Annotated in this window: 14 protein-coding genes; 4 read left to right on the top strand and 10 right to left on the bottom strand. The window is 50.4% G+C overall.

Features of this window, described 5'->3' with window-relative positions; all coding sequences use genetic code 11:
• Positions 1-2 precede the first annotated feature (2 nt).
• Both carA and dapB read right to left on the bottom strand, forming a co-directional pair.
• The gene (gene carA / locus U0008_RS17775) at positions 3-1,175 is read right to left on the bottom strand and encodes a glutamine-hydrolyzing carbamoyl-phosphate synthase small subunit (RefSeq protein ID WP_043495423.1); all 1,173 of its coding nucleotides are present in this window, start codon (positions 1,173-1,175) and stop codon (positions 3-5) included.
• A 468-nt stretch (positions 1,176-1,643) separates the two neighbouring features.
• Positions 1,644-2,465 carry a 4-hydroxy-tetrahydrodipicolinate reductase gene (dapB, locus tag U0008_RS17780; RefSeq protein WP_043495427.1) on the bottom strand — a complete coding sequence of 274 codons (822 nt, stop codon included), beginning with the start codon at positions 2,463-2,465 and terminating at the stop codon, positions 1,644-1,646.
• A 524-nt stretch (positions 2,466-2,989) separates the two neighbouring features.
• Between dapB and xdhA the strand changes: the two genes are divergently transcribed.
• Genes xdhA through xdhC form a run of 3 tightly spaced genes read left to right on the top strand, consistent with a single transcriptional unit; the run spans position 2,990 to position 6,629 of the window.
• The gene (gene xdhA / locus U0008_RS17785) at positions 2,990-5,275 is read left to right on the top strand and encodes a xanthine dehydrogenase molybdenum-binding subunit XdhA (RefSeq protein WP_043495428.1); all 2,286 of its coding nucleotides are present in this window, start codon (positions 2,990-2,992) and stop codon (positions 5,273-5,275) included.
• Between the two features lie 2 nt (positions 5,276-5,277).
• Positions 5,278-6,156 carry a xanthine dehydrogenase FAD-binding subunit XdhB gene (xdhB, locus tag U0008_RS17790; protein ID WP_043495430.1) on the top strand — a complete coding sequence of 293 codons (879 nt, stop codon included), beginning with the start codon at positions 5,278-5,280 and terminating at the stop codon, positions 6,154-6,156.
• On the top strand, positions 6,153-6,629 hold the full coding sequence (gene xdhC / locus U0008_RS17795; RefSeq protein WP_025801422.1) for a xanthine dehydrogenase iron sulfur-binding subunit XdhC: 477 nt from the start codon (positions 6,153-6,155) through the stop codon (positions 6,627-6,629). Before xdhB ends, xdhC begins: the two co-directional genes overlap by 4 nt.
• 86 nt (positions 6,630-6,715) lie before the next feature.
• On the opposite strand, the gene ispH is transcribed toward xdhC, so the two are convergent.
• The 5 genes from ispH to ribF all read right to left on the bottom strand — a co-directional run bounded on the left by ispH (position 6,716) and on the right by ribF (position 12,503).
• Entirely contained in the window at positions 6,716-7,669 is a 954-nt protein-coding gene (gene ispH, locus U0008_RS17800; protein ID WP_043495432.1) for a 4-hydroxy-3-methylbut-2-enyl diphosphate reductase, read from the bottom strand.
• Positions 7,650-8,120, bottom strand: coding sequence for an FKBP-type peptidyl-prolyl cis-trans isomerase (fkpB, locus tag U0008_RS17805; RefSeq protein ID WP_038502460.1), 471 nt, complete (start codon positions 8,118-8,120; stop codon positions 7,650-7,652). Before fkpB ends, ispH begins: the two co-directional genes overlap by 20 nt.
• A 5-nt stretch (positions 8,121-8,125) precedes the next feature.
• Positions 8,126-8,617: a signal peptidase II gene (gene lspA / locus U0008_RS17810; RefSeq protein WP_025801419.1), complete on the bottom strand. Its 492-nt coding sequence runs from the start codon at positions 8,615-8,617 to the stop codon at positions 8,126-8,128.
• 11 nt (positions 8,618-8,628) lie between these two features.
• Positions 8,629-11,478, bottom strand: a complete 2,850-nt coding sequence (ileS, locus tag U0008_RS17815; protein WP_043495434.1) for an isoleucine--tRNA ligase — start codon at positions 11,476-11,478, stop codon at positions 8,629-8,631.
• Between the two features lie 86 nt (positions 11,479-11,564).
• On the bottom strand, positions 11,565-12,503 hold the full coding sequence (gene ribF, locus U0008_RS17820) for a bifunctional riboflavin kinase/FAD synthetase (RefSeq protein WP_025801417.1): 939 nt from the start codon (positions 12,501-12,503) through the stop codon (positions 11,565-11,567).
• Between the two features lie 441 nt (positions 12,504-12,944).
• Between ribF and rpsT the strand changes: the two genes are divergently transcribed.
• A complete protein-coding gene (rpsT, locus tag U0008_RS17825) occupies positions 12,945-13,208 on the top strand; it encodes a 30S ribosomal protein S20 (protein ID WP_008814663.1) in 264 nt (87 codons plus the stop codon).
• Positions 13,209-13,276: 68 nt separating this feature from the next.
• On the opposite strand, the gene nhaR is transcribed toward rpsT, so the two are convergent.
• The 3 genes from nhaR to dnaJ all read right to left on the bottom strand — a co-directional run bounded on the left by nhaR (position 13,277) and on the right by dnaJ (position 16,937).
• Positions 13,277-14,179 (bottom strand): transcriptional activator NhaR, encoded by a 903-nt coding sequence (gene nhaR, locus U0008_RS17830; RefSeq protein ID WP_025801416.1) that lies wholly within the window; start codon positions 14,177-14,179, stop codon positions 13,277-13,279.
• A gap of 217 nt (positions 14,180-14,396) precedes the next feature.
• The gene (nhaA, locus tag U0008_RS17835; protein ID WP_043495435.1) at positions 14,397-15,581 is read right to left on the bottom strand and encodes a Na+/H+ antiporter NhaA; all 1,185 of its coding nucleotides are present in this window, start codon (positions 15,579-15,581) and stop codon (positions 14,397-14,399) included.
• Positions 15,582-15,803: 222 nt separating this feature from the next.
• Positions 15,804-16,937, bottom strand: coding sequence for a molecular chaperone DnaJ (gene dnaJ / locus U0008_RS17840; protein ID WP_025801414.1), 1,134 nt, complete (start codon positions 16,935-16,937; stop codon positions 15,804-15,806).
• Positions 16,938-17,008: the final 71 nt, after the last annotated feature.

Consider the following 17,008-nt stretch of genomic DNA (forward strand, 5'->3'; position numbering starts at 1 on the left):
GATTATTTGGCTGTTCTTGTCATAGTGGTGCGGTAGGTCTGAATCAAATCGATAAAGTGGTCAAACAGCGGCGCAGCATCGTGCGGCCCAGGGCTTGCCTCTGGGTGGCCTTGGAAACTAAACGCCGCTTTATCCGTGCGATGAATCCCCTGAACCGTGTGGTCAAACAGGGACTTGTGCGTCACACGCAGTGTATCTGGCAGATTGTCGCCATCAACGGCAAAACCGTGGTTTTGAGCGGTAATCATCACAACGTCTTTATCGAGGTCTTTCACCGGATGGTTGCCGCCGTGATGGCCCAGCTTCATCTTGATAGTTTTGGCTCCGCTTGCTAGCGCCAGAAGTTGGTGGCCCAAGCAAATACCAAATACTGGAATTTCTGTATCTAAGAAGGTTTTAATGGCGCGAATTGCGTAATCACACGGTTCTGGGTCACCAGGACCATTGGATAGGAAAATGCCATCGGGATTGAGCTTCAACACATCTTCCGCTGGCGTTTGCGCTGGAACCACCGTTAGGCGGCAGCCTCTATCAACCAGCATGCGTAGGATGTTACGTTTCACGCCATAGTCATAGGCAACAACGTGGAATGGCAGCTCTGACTCTTCTTTCGCCGCAGGCAATTCGCCCATCAGCGTCCAACTACCTTGCGTCCAAGAATAAGATTCTCGGGTAGTGACTTCTTTTGCCAGATCCATGCCTTTTAAGCCTGGGAATGCTTTCGCTTTCTCCAGCGCCAATTGAACATCTGGCTGAGCACCGTCAATGCTACCGGTGATGATGCAGCCATTCTGAGCCCCTTTCTCACGCAGTAAACGCGTCAGTTTGCGGGTATCGATATCGGCGATAGCCACAACATTGTGACGTTTGAGGTAATCAGAGAGGCATTCGGTGCTGCGGTAGTTGCTAGCAATCAGAGGCAAATCGCGAATTATCAGGCCTTGAGCATGAACAGCGGAGGATTCTTCATCAGAGGCGTTAGTGCCGACATTGCCGATATGGGGATAAGTAAGAGTGACTAGCTGGCGGGAATAGGAAGGATCAGTGAGGATTTCTTGATAACCGGTCATTGACGTATTGAAGACCACCTCGCCCACCGCCGATCCATCTGCACCAATCGACCGACCGTGAAACTGGGTTCCGTCTTCCAGAACCAATATAGCTGACTTAATCAAAACACCCTCCAAAGAATATTCAGTCACATTATTTGCATATTAATGCAGATCATTCGATCTAAATCAATGCAAAAAACTGCCTTCTTGACTAATTTCCGGCAAATTGCGCGCATTCTAAAGACGTGATGAATGCTTGTCTACCTGAAAAGATGATTTTTTTGTATTTTTTAAGGCTTAAGAAGAGATTTTACAACGAAGAGGTTAAAAACAGGCATTAACTAGAAATAGAAAACGGTTGCCAGTGTCGTGAATTAGCGGCAATACGTTTATGATGCAATTTTCCTCTGCAAAGGTCAATCACAGTTTCTCACTAGGTTAATAAAAAGTAAAATAAAGAAACTAATAAGTCATTCACAATAAAAATCATTCCAACCTTACTTTAAAATAAAAAAAATGGATAACACATTGTTATCCATTTAATTTTTAATATTAAAAAAAACATTAAAAGAAGATTTTTACTGATTTTATCTAGAGTTCATTGAGAGAAAGAACATCACGCATATCGTAAAGACCAATAGGCTGATTGCCTACCCATGCAGCAGCACGTACAGCGCCGCTGGCAAACGTCATACGGCTTGATGCCTTGTGAGTAATCTCGATTCGTTCTCCCACATCAGCAAACATCGCCGTGTGCTCACCGACAATATCGCCTGCGCGAATAGTAGCAAAGCCGATACTCTTAGGATCGCGCTCTCCGGTGTATCCCTCACGGGCATATACCGCACACTCTTTTAGATCGCGCCCTAACGCTTGAGCAATGGTTTCTCCCATGGCTAAAGCCGTGCCTGACGGTGCATCAACTTTATGGCGATGATGGGCTTCAATAATTTCGATATCCGTATAATCCCCCATCACTTTTGCCGCTTTCTCTAGCAGCTTAAGCATCACGTTAACCCCAACGCTAAAGTTAGCAGCGAACACAATACCAATAGATTCAGCCGCTTTGCTAATGGTGGCTTTGCCCGTATCATCAAAGCCGGTGGTACCAATCACCATATTTTTGCGTTGGGATACACAGAACGCTAAATGCGCTAGCGTGCCTTCTGGGCGCGTAAAGTCGACCAAGACATCAAAGTTATCGGCGGCATCCTGTAGGCTTGCGCTGACTTTTATGCCTGTTTGGCCAATACCCGCTAATTCACCAGCATCTACGCCTAGCAATGAAGAGCCTTCACGCTCAAAAGCGGCACCGAGCACCACGCCTTCAACGTTTGCCACCGCAGCAATTAATTGTCTTCCCATGCGGCCACCGGCACCGGCGATAGCAATACGGATATGAGAATTAGACATCTTCCCTCTCTTAATTATTTAATTTCACTCAGCTAATTTCACTCAGCAAGATAGCCAAAGGCTTTCAATGTTAGTTTCAGGTTAACGACTCTTCCCTCTCACTGCCAGAGTAAATATACGGTAATTAGAAATTTGCGATTAGCGCGGTTCATCATCAGTTTTACGCGCTGACAAAACGTGTTGCCCCGTATTCAGAACAAAAATACAGCACCCGCATAATCATGCAAAACCAATCAGTTAGCATAGCGATACTAAGCATTTCATTACGATAACTTCGCTCTCAATTTGATACTAACATTCCCATTTTGATAGTTTTCCACTCTCCATCACCGTCATCCGACCTTCAGCCATCACATTCTGTAATTCGTCTAAGAAAAAACGCTCGATCCCCCTCACGTTTCCACCAATCACCTTACGGCTCTACGCCCTATGGCGTACATCTTGCTGCTTTATCGCTGATTTATAAATTTCGATTATTCATTTCATTCAAATTAAAAATCCCACGCTCCTCTAAGGAGAAAGCTATGTCGTTAGGATCCCCACTCAAGCGGGTGGACGCTGAAGCTAAGGTTACCGGCCACGCTCGCTATACCGACGATCATCAAATGCATGGCATGCGTTACGCTAAATATGTACGTAGTCCTCTCGCCCATGCTTATGTCACGGCCATTGATACTTATGCGGCACTGGCTTTGCCCGGCGTTGAAGCCGTATTTACTTATCAAGATGTGCCTGAATTACGATTCCCCACCGCGGGACATGCTTGGTCACTGGAACCCGCTAAACGAGACGTTGCCGATCGCCAGCTACTCACCCAACATGTGCGGCATTATGGCGACGGTGTTGCGATTGTGGTTGCGCGTGATGCGCTAACCGCAGAACGTGCCGCCGCGCTGGTTGAAGTGGCATACCAAGAGCTGCCGGTGATAACCACCGCACAGGGCGCTTTAGCACCAGACGCACCGCTGATTCATCCAGAAGGCAATACGCTGAAAAAAAGTAATATCAGCGCGAATCAGCCTAAAGAAGCAATCTCATCGGCTGATTTTCAACTCTCTGCGCATTTTCAAACGCCGGTGATCCAGCACTGCCATATGGAAGGCGTGACCTGTTTTGCCTATATGGAACAGCCAGATCATATTGTGATTGTCTCCAGCACCCAGATCCCGCAGATCGTGCGCCGTACCGTCGCTCAGGCGCTGGGTATGCCATGGTCAAACATACGCGTGATCAAGCCTTATATTGGTGGTGGATTCGGCAATAAACAGGACGTACTCGAAGAGCCGATGGCCGCATTTCTCACCCAAAAGATGGGCGGTATTCCGGTGAAGGTCGAACTCAGCCGTGAAGAGTGCTTTTTCGCTTCCCGCACGCGCCATGCCTTCAGTATCGACGCTGAACTGGGGCTTAATCACGACGGTATTTTAACGGGCTATCAGTTGGACGTGCTGTCGAACACCGGCGCTTATGCTTCGCACGGGCATTCCATCGCTTCCGCCGGTGCCAACAAAATCAGCTATCTCTATCCCCGTAGCGCCTTCGGCTATTCTGCTCTCACGCATTATTCGAACTACCCCGCCGCAGGCGCCATGCGCGGCTATGGCGCACCGCAGGTGGCTTTTGCACTTGAATGTTTATTAGATGACGCGGCAGAAAAACTGTCTCTCGACGCCGTCGATGTGCGTTTGCTGAATGCGGCACGCAGTGGTGATATCAATCCGGTTAACCACAAAAAGATTTATAGCGCGGGACTCGTTGAATGCCTTGAGAAAGGACGCGATCTGTTCGAATGGAACGCCCGTAAGGCCGCCTGTCAAAATCAAACAGGCGATCTGCGCCGTGGCGTCGGCGTCGCATGTTTTAGCTACGGTTCTAATACTTACCCCGTTGGCGTTGAAATTGCGGGAGCCCGCATGTTGCTCAACCAAGACGGCACGGTAAATCTGCAAATTGGTGCCACAGAGATCGGCCAAGGTTCAGATACCGTTTTCGCCCAGATGGCCGCCGAAACGCTTGGCATTCCCTTTGGACATATACGCGTGATATCCACCCAAGACACCGATATCACTGCCTACGACCCCGGCGCATTTGCGTCTCGACAGAGCTATGTTGCCGCACCGGCGGTAATGCAAGCGGCAAGCGAATTGCGCAGTAAAATACTGGCTCATGCTGAATTAATTAGCCACCAGCCACAGTGGGGACTCACGTTACTCAACGGAAATGTGGTGATGGCGGCTCAACCTGAAATGGTACTCATGAGCGTGGCGGAGGTTTCGATGCATGCTTACTACCATCAGGAAATCGGTGCCCAGCTGCTGGCTGAAATATCCCATAAAACCACCACTAACCCACCGGCTTTTGGCTGCACGTTTGTCGATCTCAGCGTCGATATTCCTCTATGCAAAGTCACCATCAATAAGATTATCAACCTGCATGATTCAGGCCGAATTCTTAACCCACAGCTCGCCGAAGGCCAAGTGCATGGCGGAATGGGCATGGGGATCGGCTGGGCTTTATTTGAAGAGATGATCATTGATGAAAAAACCGGCGTAGTTCGAAATCCAAACCTGCTGGATTATAAATTCCCCACCATTATGGATCTGCCCGATCTGGAGTGCGCATTTGTTGAAACCTATGAACCCCAGTCTGCCTACGGACACAAAGCGCTCGGCGAACCGCCAATTATCTCGCCCGCTCCCGCGATTAGAAACGCGATTCGTATGGCAACCGGCATCCCCATTAACACACTGCCCATCACGCCTAAAACGCTGTTTGCTGAATTCGTTCAGGCCGGACTCATCAGGGAGTAATCATGTACGATATCGAAAACTACTACCGTGCTCGCAGCGTACAGCATGCCTGTGAGCTACTCAGCGAATATCCCCAAGCGCGGCTTTTGGCCGGTGGCACCGATGTGCTGATCCAGCTCCATCACCTGAATCCTAACTATCGCCACATCGTTGATGTTCATGATTTACCCGAGTTAAAAGGGATCGCCATCGATCGCCATCATCATTTACGCATCGGCTCAGCCACCACGTTTACTGAGCTCATTGAACATCCGCTGATTCAGCAGCATCTGCCTTTGCTCGCCGAAGCCGCTGCGACGATCGCAGGCCCTCAGGTACGTAACGTTGCCACCTATGGCGGCAATATTTGCAACGGCGCAACAAGCGCAGACTCAGCGTCACCTACGTTAGCCCTGAAAGCAGAGCTAGAAATTGCGACTGCCCACGGTTGTTATCGGCGCTCTATTGAGGGTTTTCACACGGGTCCCGGAAAAGTTGCACTCCAGCAAGGGGAAATCGTGGTGGCCTTCCATTTTGCTCCCGAGTATTACCAACATATTGGCAGCAGCTACATTAAATACGCCATGCGTGGCGCAATGGATATCGCCACAATTGGCTGTTCGGCGGCATGTCGCATCGCTCAAGGGCGCTTCACCGATCTCCGTCTCACCTATGGCGTTGCTGCACCAACGCCAATTCGCTGCCCGCACGCCGAACAAAGCGCAATGGGTCAACCGCTGAACCAACAAACGTTGGCGGCTATCAGCGAAGCCGTGGCTCAGGATGTTTCCCCGCGCTCATCATGGCGCGCAGAGAAATCATTTCGCCTGCATCTCATTCGCACCTTGGCTCAACGCGCTATTTCACTCGCCGTTGAACGCGCTGGAGGAAAAATCGCATGAACCGTAAGCATTGGGTTGATATTGAATGTGAAATAAACGGGAAGCGTTACCCCTTTACGATTTCTCCCGCGCTGTCGTTGATGGAGCTTCTCAGAGATGAAGGGCTAACGAGCGTGAAGCAGGGCTGTGGCGTAGGAGAATGTGGCGCCTGCACCGTGCTTATCGACGGCGTCGCCACCGATAGCTGTTTATATCTCGCCGTATGGGCCGATGGAAAACGCATTCGTACCGCTGAAGGTGAGGTAAAAAATGGCCGGATCTCTCAGGTACAGCAGGCCTACGTGGATGCCGGAGCGGTACAGTGTGGTTTCTGCACGCCGGGTCTGGTAATGGCAACCACGGCGCTGCTCGCCAAGCATCCGTCCCGCCCGTTAACTCATGAAGAAATTCGCCGTGGATTAGCTGGAAACCTCTGCCGCTGCACGGGCTATCAAATGGTGATCCGTGCGGTTAAGGCATGCTGCGATAACTAACACCCGATCGCGGATACCTGTCAGATATAAAAAAATGGGATACCTTCCGGTATCCCATCTCATCAACGTTTGATATAGCCAAGCAATCAGTCGATTTGCTTCACATCCACACGCAATTCTTTAGGCACTTCAAAAACGATATTTTCTTCACGCCCTTGCATCTCAACGGCATCTTCGCCGCCTAACGCTTGAAGGCGCTTAATCACGTCTTGAACCAAGATATCAGGGGCTGAAGCACCTGCGGTGACGCCGATACGCTTCACATCTTTCAGCCACTCTTCGCGAATATCTTCCGCTGAATCAATCAAAAATGCGGGGATCCCTGCACGCTGTGCCAGTTCTGCCAAGCGGTTAGAGTTGGAGGAGTTTTTCGATCCCACCACCAGCACCACTTCAGCCTCACTAGCAAGATTGCGCACCGCTTCCTGACGATTAGTTGTGGCATAACAGATATCGTCTTTACGCGGGCCAACAATCTTAGGGAATCGTTCACGCAGAGCATCAATGATGTCTGACGTATCATCAACGGAAAGCGTGGTCTGAGTCATAAAGCACAGGTTATTTTCATTTTTCACCTGCAGCTTCCAAACATCTTCCGGCGACTCAACCAGATACATCCCGCCTTCAGGATTATTGTACTGGCCCATCGTGCCTTCAACTTCCGGATGCCCAGCATGACCAATTAAAATGGCCTCGGTTCCTTTACGGCTCGCACGCGCAACTTCCATATGGACTTTAGTGACCAGTGGACAGGTCGCATCGTACAGCATGGTGAGATTACGGGCTTTAGCCTCAGCACGAACGGCTTGAGAAACACCATGAGCCGAGAAAATCAGAATCGTGTTATCGGGCACTTCACTGATTTCTTCAATGAACACGGCTCCGCGCTCACGCAGGCTGTTGACAACATAGCGGTTATGCACCACTTCATGACGAACATAAATCGGCGCGCCGTAAATCTCTAGCGCGCGTTCTACGATACTAATGGCTCGGTCGACACCCGCGCAGAAGCCGCGCGGATTAGCCAGCAGGATTTGCATCAACGTCTCCCTGCTGCGGGTCAATCTCCAGCACCTCTACATCAAAGGTTACCGGATGTCCCGCAAGCGGATGGTTAAAATCAACGGTCACTGAATCACAGGCAACTTCACGCACGATACCCGGCATTTCGCTGCCATCTCGGCCAGTGAACATCATAATGGTTCCCGCTTCCGGCACGCCTACGTCAGCGAAATCACGACGGGTAAAGAACTGAACCAGATCGGGGCTATTTTCACCAAACGCGTCTTGCGGCTGCAAGGTGAACTGAAACTTATCGCCCGCTTGATGTCCCAGCAAGTGCTCTTCCAGCGCATCGGATAAACTGCCATCACCCAAACGGAACAGCGCTGGTTTGCCGCTGCTACGCGTTGACTCGGCCTGCGTGCCATCCTCTAACTGCAAGGTAAAATGCACTAACACTGCGCTGTTGCTTTGCACTTGCTGAGTCATACCTGCTATCCCTTTTTCTTCGCGGGAAGGAAACCTTCCAAAACAATGAATGCTGCGCCAATACAGATCGCCGAGTCCGCGAGGTTGAAGGTGGCAAAATGCCAATCTCCCACGTAGAAGTCGATCATATCGACAACAAAACCATGCCACAGACGATCGAACAGATTGCCCAGTGCTCCGCCGATGATCAGCGCATAGGCGATGTTATTGAGTTTTTGTGTCGCCCGAGAGCGATACATCATCACTAACAACGCCACACAGATAGCGATGGCGATACCGGCAAAGAACCAGCGCTGCCAGCCACCGCTGTCAGCTAGGAAGCTGAAAGCGGCGCCGTAGTTGCGTGCATAGTGCAGATTAAGCGATGGCAGCAGTGCTTTGGTTTCGCCTAAGGCGAAGTCCTGCAAAATTAAATACTTGCTGCCTAAATCAATCACTAACACGACAAGCACCAGCCAAAGCCAGCGCAGTCCTGTAGACATTATTGGTCGTTTCATCGCGTCAGCCATTATGCAAACTTACGTTTTTCGCCGTGACCGGCAACGTTCGTAATGCAACGTGGGCACAGGTCTGGATGCTCAGCATTCTGACCAATCTCGGTAGAGAAGTGCCAGCAGCGAGGACATTTCTGGCCGTCAGCCTTGCTCAACGCAACTTTCAAGCCTTTCAGCACGTCGCTCTGTACGGCGTCTGCCGGTGCGTTTGCCAGCGGTTCAACCTGAGCCGCAGAGGTGATCAGCACGAAGCGCAGTTCATCTTCTAGGCTGTTCAGTTTGGCGATCAGATCATCATCCGCATACAGCGTCACGCTAGCTTCCAAAGAGCCGCCTACACGCTTGTCGTTACGTGCCTGCTCGATGACCTTGTTCACTTCACCACGAACTTTCAGCAGCTCGGCCCAGAACTCGTTGTTCATAGACTCTGCATTACCTAAGCCGAACAAACCTTGATACCACTCTTCAGTGAAGACATAGTCAGCACGGTCGCCCGGCAAGTAGCCCCACAGTTCATCGGCAGTGAAGGACATGATCGGTGCCATCCAGCGAACCAGTGCTTCTGCAATGTGGAACAGCGCAGTCTGGCAGCTACGACGCGCAATGCTGTCAGCTTTGGTGGTGTACTGACGGTCTTTGATGATATCCAGATAGAAGGAACCCATCTCAACCGAACAGAACTGCATCAGACGCTGAACCACTTCGTGGAAATCATAGTTTTCATAGGAAACCAGAATTTCTTTCTGTGCTTCCATCGCACGCTCTACCGCCCAGCGATCCAGAACCACCATATCTTCCGGTTTCACCATGTGCTGTTTCGGGTCGAAACCGTTCAGGTTAGCCAGTAAGAAACGTGCGGTGTTACGGATACGGCGATAAGAGTCGGCGGAACGCTTCAGAATCTCGTCTGAAACCGCGATTTCACCGGTGTAGTCGGTAGAAGCCACCCACAGACGCAGGATATCGCCACCCAGTTTGTTCATCACATCCTGAGGGCTCACGGTGTTACCGATAGATTTGGACATTTTGCGTCCCTGACCATCCACGGTGAAGCCGTGAGTCAGTACCTGACGGTAAGGCGCTTTGCCTTTCATCGCGGTAGAAATCATCAGAGAAGACATGAACCAACCACGGTGCTGGTCAGAGCCTTCCAAATACATGTCGGCGGTGTTGCCATGGAATTCAGGGCGCGCATCAACCACGGAGAAGCTGGTTGAACCGGAGTCAAACCATACGTCCAAGGTGTCAGGTACTTTTTCATACTGGTCGGCGTCTGCGCCCAAAATATCTTTTGGATCCAGATCCCACCAAGCTTGAATACCGTCTTTCTCAACGCGCTTCGCCACTTCTTCCATCAGTTCGATGGTGCGTGGATGCAGTTCCTGAGTGTCTTTATGCACAAACATCGACATTGGCACCCCCCACGTACGCTGACGAGAGATACACCAGTCGGGACGGTTTGCCACCATTGATTCGATACGTGCTTTACCCCATGCAGGGATCCAACCGCTCAAGCCTTTTTCTTTCAGGCCAACCTGTTCGATTTCGTCGATCTCAGCCAGAGACTGTTTACGCAGTCCTTTCTGATCCATGCTGATGAACCACTGTGGGGTCGCACGGAAAATGATCGGCGTTTTATGACGCCAGCAGCATGGATAGCTGTGATTCATTTTTTCAACGTGCAGCAAAGCGCCATGCTCTTTCAGCAGCTCAACCACAACGTCATTGGCTTTGAATACAAACAAACCATCCAGACCTGGGAAGGTGCCTTTCAAATAGCAACCGTTCGGGCCCACTGGGTTAGCGGTTTCCAAGCCATATTTTTGACCAATGACATAGTCATCTGGACCATGGCCCGGCGCGGTATGTACTGCACCTGTACCGGCTTCGAGCGTAACGTGCTCGCCCAGAACGATAGGCACATCAAAGCCCATGAATGGATGCTGGAAACGCATCAGTTCTAGATCGGCACCTTTGCAGCTTCCCAGCACGGTCCAAGAGGCAATACCGGCGCGTTTCATGACGCTTTCAACCAGATCGGCTGCCAAAATCAGGCACTCGCCATCAACCTGAACCAGCTGGTATTCGAATTCAGGGTGCAATGAAACCGCGCGGTTAGCGGGCATTGTCCACGGCGTGGTGGTCCAGATAACAACGGAAACGTTGCCTTCGGCTTCTTTAACACCAAATTTAGCCAACACTTCGTTCTTATTGACCGCGGCAAAGCGCACGTCAATAGACGGAGAAGTTTTGTCGTAGTACTCAACCTCAGCTTCAGCCAGTGAAGAACCACAGTCTGGGCACCAGTGAACCGGCTTCGCACCTTTCATCAGGTGGCCGTTATCAACGATTTTAGCCAGTGCACGGATGATGTTAGCTTCGGTGTCAAACGCCATCGTCAAGTACGGGTGATCCCAATCGCCCAGCACACCCAGACGTTTGAAATCCGCTTTTTGGCCTTCAACCTGTTCAGCGGCGTACTCGCGGCATTTTGCACGGAACTCAGCGGCGCTGAATTTTTCGCCTGGTTTACCAATCAACTGTTCAACTTTCAGTTCAATAGGCAGACCGTGGCAGTCCCAGCCAGGAATGTACGGTGAGTCAAAACCGCTCAGGCCTTTGGACTTAATAATAATGTCTTTAAGAATCTTGTTTACTGAGTGACCAATATGAATACTGCCGTTCGCATAAGGAGGGCCATCGTGCAAAATGAAGGTTTTCTTGCCTTTTTTCGCGTTACGGATAATCCCGTACAGATCCTGCTCATACCAACGTTGCAGCATGCCAGGCTCGCGCTTGGCGAGATCGCCGCGCATCGGGAACCCTGTTTCCGGCAAGTTCAGGGTATTCTTATAATCACTCATTCGATTCTCGGTTCCGTTTTCGGCTATCCCCTTGGCTCAATAAGCTACTCATGCAGCTTTTATGACTTTGGGCATATGTATATAGATTAAACCGGTGTCGCCAGCCCAAAGAACTCTCGGGCCGTCACCACATCATTGGCGATTTGTTGCTTAAGTGCATCAAGCGAAGCAAAACGCTGTTCATTGCGCAGTTTTGCGCGGAGCACCACATCAATGTGGCGTCCATAGAGATCCATCGTGGTATCCAGCAGATGAACTTCTAGCTGCTGACGTATGCCAGCGACGGTTGGGCGGGTACCAATATTCGCCACACCGGGCAACGGTGTCGCTCCCAACCCATAAACATCAACGGCGTATACGCCCTTTACCGGTGCAACCAACCGTTTCAGCGGTAGGTTGGCGGTTGGAAAACCGATAGTTCGCCCAACTTCATCACCGTGCACAACGCGCCCAGAAATGCTGTATGGATGGCCTAAAAGGCTTTCCGCGAGTTCAAGCTTATCTTCCTGCAATGCCTGTCGAACGGCGGTGCTGCTAATGCGCTTGTTTCCTTCGCAAAAGCTGTCAGAGTTTGTCACGGTAAAGCCGAACTGTTCTCCGGCCTGTTTCAACAACTCATAGTCGCCCTGACGCCCTGCGCCAAAACGAAAATCATCACCGACCATTAGATATTTTACGCCGAGCTTTTCAACGAGTAACTTTTTCACAAAGTCATGAGCTGAATTCGCCGCAAAATCACGGTTAAAACGTACGCACAGGAGATAATCAACTCCTGCTTCTGCCAGATAGTGACATTTATCGCGTAACCGAGTCAGGCGAGCTGGCGCTTTATCTGCGCTGAACAGCTCTAACGGTTGGGGCTCAAAGATCATGACCATGACGGGCAGCCCCAAGCGCTTCCCTTCCTGCTTCAAACGGGCCAGCAAGGCCTGATGACCGCGGTGCACACCATCGAAGTTACCGATCGTCAGCACGCAGCCATGGTGGCGCGCCCGTAGATTGTGAATGCCGCGAATTAGCTCCATATCAGGCTCAAAACAGTGGAAATCGGCGGATTATACCTTGTACAGAGACTAAGGTTAACCAGCGATTAGAGAGTTTAAAGGGATTCTGCCACCATACCGGAGATAAGCCGCCGGTTAAATACATTACGCATGATTTCTACCACTCTATTTACCTTTCGATAAAATCATATCGGTTACTCACCTCGTCGCCTTTCAAGATGCAGGGGTATAAACCTGCGCTTTTATTGCAAACGCTGATATAATCAGCAACCGCACAGGAAAAAACTCTCGAAAGGGTGTATTCCAAGGGACAAAGCTGGTAAAATCCCGCGCCATCACAACGCGAAAGTGTCGTTCGTACAAGCGACGCTTATTTGCACAAATCCATTGACAACAGAGGGCTAAAAAGGCATATTTCTCGGCCTTTGAATTGTCCTCATAGAATATTTTGGGAGTTGGACCTTGGCTAATATCAAATCAGCTAAGAAACGCGCCGTACAATCTGAGAAGCGCCGCAAGCACAACGCTAGCCGTCGCTCCATGATGCGTACTTTCCTTAAGAAAGTATACGCGGCGATTGCAACCGGCGATAAAGCCGCTGCACAAAACGCATTTAACGAAATGCAACCAATCGTGGATCGCCAGGCTTGTAAAGGCCTGATCCACAAAAACAAAGCTGCACGCCATAAGTCAAACTTGGTAGCGCAAATCAACGCAATGCAGTAATTGCTTTACGTTGAAAGCTTTGAAAAAAACCGGCCTAGGCCGGTTTTTTTACGTCTCGACTAAGGCGCCTAGCGGCTAAACAACGCTGAGAAATCTTTGTTACAAACCCGCTGTACTGCCGGATGCTGAATCATTCGCTCAGCAAAAATCACGTAATACTCTTCCTGTAAGTTATCAATTCGTCCCACTTCCTTGATGTTTTCGGAGTCGTTCGCGTATAAATCCTGCGCATAGATCGACGGTGCAACAAAAATAGCGTCGTGGAATTGAGCAAACGCCTTCATCAAAGCGGCATCATCAAACTCACCGAGGATCTGCACTTGTAGCCCTTGGCTATTGAACCAGTTTAATAACTTACGCCCTAACATGGTTCGGCGCCCTGGGATCAACAGCTTACGTTGCTCAAGGCAGGCAGGAAAAGGCTGCTCAGGCAACGGCTGGCGACAATAGAAACTCACACCACACTCACCCAGTTTTACCGAGAACAGCCCTTCTTGCTGGCTAGAATCCACCGGGCAATCCGATAAAATCATGTCCAGCTTATGCTGGCTCAGCTGTTCCAACAGCATTTCATGAGTCGATTCAAAGCAGCGCAAATGAATTTGCTCGTGATCGGCAACCGCGGTTTCCAATACTTGGCTGACTAAACGTTTAGACAGCGCATCGGCAACGCCGACGTCAAAGAGCATGTTGGATTCTTTGCGGTAGTTCACAATGTCGAGCATTTCTTGGCTAAGCATAAACATGCGGTCGGCATAACGAAAAACCAACTGTCCTAGCTCAGAAGGCACTAATCCACGGCCTTGGCGTTTGAACAGCTTTCCGCCCAAGCGCTCTTCCAAGGCTTTAATCTGCCCGGTAATGGTCTGCGGCGTTAAAAACAGCGCTTCAGCTGCGCCGACCACCGACCCTTCTTTGCAAACCTGCCAGAAATAATACAGGTGGTTAAAATTGATATGTGCCAGACGCACGATAGTGCTCTCCTATTCCCTTTCGCATAGTGAAAACGATGCGAACATTGCTGCGGTGTTTAAATCAAAAAGGCGGCACAAACAGTGCGACCAAGAAGGCGCAGCGGCGTATGACTTATCTTGCCACTAAAACCGCTGAGCACCTATGATGAAGCCTCCCCAACGGGAGCCAGATTACAAAAGGCGCTCCATTTTCACCAAGAGCGCCCAAGAATACTTATGAATTCTCGACCGCCGCTCGGCGAGGCAGCACGCGACTCAAAAGCATATATCCCACGAAAGCCGCTGCCGTCGACCCCAACAAAATACCCAATCTTGAATAGGTGGCCAGCTCAGGCGCGCCGCCAGCAAACGCCAACGAAGCAATAAAGATAGACATCGTAAAGCCGATACCACACAGCACGGAAACGGCAAAAATATGCTGGAAGTTAATGCTTTCAGGCAAACGAGCAACGCCCATTTTTACCGCCACCCAGCTAAACAGGAAGATCCCAAGCGGCTTGCCGATAAACAAGCCCAGCATAATTCCGGAAGGCAGAATCCCGGTCAGATTCTCGAGCGAAACGCCCTGTAGAGATACACCGGCGTTCACAAAAGCGAACAATGGCAGAATCAAATACGCTACCCACGGATGCAAGCTGTGTTCTAATTTTTCAGCCGGACGCTTACCGTTTTTCGCTTTCATCGGCAGCATAAAGCCAACAATCACACCGGCCAAAGTGGCATGAACACCTGATTTCAGAATCGCAGTCCACAGCACCGCACCGACCAGCAGATACACCGAGGTTTTGCCAATACCGCGCCAGTTTAGATATCCCAGCACCGCGATGGACGCAGCGGCAACGCCCAACGCGGGCAGAGAAACCTCATGGGTATAAAACAGCGCGATAATAACGATAACGCCTAAATCATCGATAATGGCCAGCGCCAGCAGAAATACCTTCAAGCTGGTTGGGACGCGATTCCCAAGTAAAGCCATAACGCCTAAAGCAAAAGCAATGTCCGTTGCCGCTGGAATTGCCCAGCCTTGGCTCGTCACAGGATCGGCATGGTTAAACGCGAGATAAATCAACGCGGGAGCCAGCATTCCGCCTAATGCCGCAATAGCGGGGAAAATAGCCTGCTCACGGCTGGCCAGCGATCCGCACATCAGTTCACGCTTAACCTCTAGCCCCACCACTAAAAAGAATATCGCCATCAGGCCATCGTTCACCCATAGCAGCAGCGTTTTGTTGATATCCAGCGCCATAAAACGGAACTGAACCGGTGAGTTTAAGAACTGCTGATAGAGATCGTGCAGTGGGCTGTTTGCCAATACTAAAGCCACTATTGCGGCCATGATGAGAATAATGCCACCAGCGGCTTCAAGGCGCAGAAACTGGCGGATTGCACGGGTTACCATAGTCACTCTCAGAAACTCCTTACACACATTCGTTAATAATGGGCGAGAGAACGAATTAATGCAGTTAGTTTACGGATTACTTTATTTCGGCAAAAGTAGTTTATAAGTGCTATTAACGTAGGGAAAACCGAGTTATTTATGAGATTCGTCACACAATAATGTAAAAAAATCCCCACGTATTAGGCGGGGATTTTTATTAACTGCTTATTTTAAAAGAAAATCTTAACGGGTTAAATCGTCGAAGAATTTCTTTACACCGTCGAGGAAACTTTTAGAACGTGGGCTGTTATTCGCGCTCGAAGAATCGCCAAAGCTCTCTTCCAGCTCGCGCAGCAGCTGCTTCTGTTTCTCATTCAAGTTAACCGGTGTTTCAACCACGACGCGGCATAGCAGGTCGCCCTGACTTCCACCACGTACAGATTTAACGCCTTTGCCTCGCATACGGAACATCTTGCCGGTCTGGGTTTCCGCAGGGATTTTCAGCTTAACGCGACCATCCAGCGTTGGAACTTCAATCTCGCCGCCAAGTGCAGCCATCGCAAAGTTGATCGGTACTTCACAGAACAGGTTGTTATCTTCACGTTCGAAGATTGGGTGCGCTTTAACCTGAACCTGTACGTACAAATCACCCGCTGGAGCGCCATGCTCACCGGCTTCACCTTCGCCGCTTAAGCGAATACGGTCACCGGTATCAACGCCCGCAGGAATTTTCACCGATAGCGTTTTAGATTTCTCTACGCGGCCATGCCCATGACATTTGTTGCACGGATCTTTGATAATCTGACCACGTCCATGGCAGTGTGGACACGGTTGTTGCACGGTAAAGAAGCCCTGACGCATCTGTACCTGACCTGCACCATGACAGGTTGGACAAGTGACAGGCTCAGTGCCTTTTTTCGCGCCGCTGCCGTGACAAACTTCGCACTCAACCAAGGTTGGAATGCGAATTTCTTTGGTCACACCGCGCACCGCCTCTTCCAGCGTCAGCTCCATGTTGTAACGGAGATCTGCACCACGGGTCGCACGCTGACGGCGACCGCCGCCGAAGATGTCGCCGAACACGTCACCAAAGATGTCGCTGAAGTCTGCACCGCCGCCGCCATATCCGCCGCCACCGCCGCCCATACCACCTTGTTCAAAGGCTGCATGGCCGTATTGATCGTAGGCTGCACGTTTCTGCGCATCGGTTAAGATCTCGTAGGCTTCTTTAACCTCTTTGAACTTTTCTTCAGCGTCTTTTTCCTGATTGCGGTCAGGGTGGAACTTCATCGCTAGGCGTTTATAAGCCTTTTTGATTTCGCGCTCTTCCGCATCGCGGGATACGCCCAAAACCTCGTAATAGTCTCTTTTCGCCATTCTCTATCCTGCCCTTAACATAACTGCACGGGCGTTGAGTTTCCTCGACGCCCGTGCCGGTTAATAGTAAC

It is taken from the genome of Hafnia alvei, assembly GCF_034424155.1.
GTDB lineage: Bacteria > Pseudomonadota > Gammaproteobacteria > Enterobacterales > Enterobacteriaceae > Hafnia > Hafnia alvei.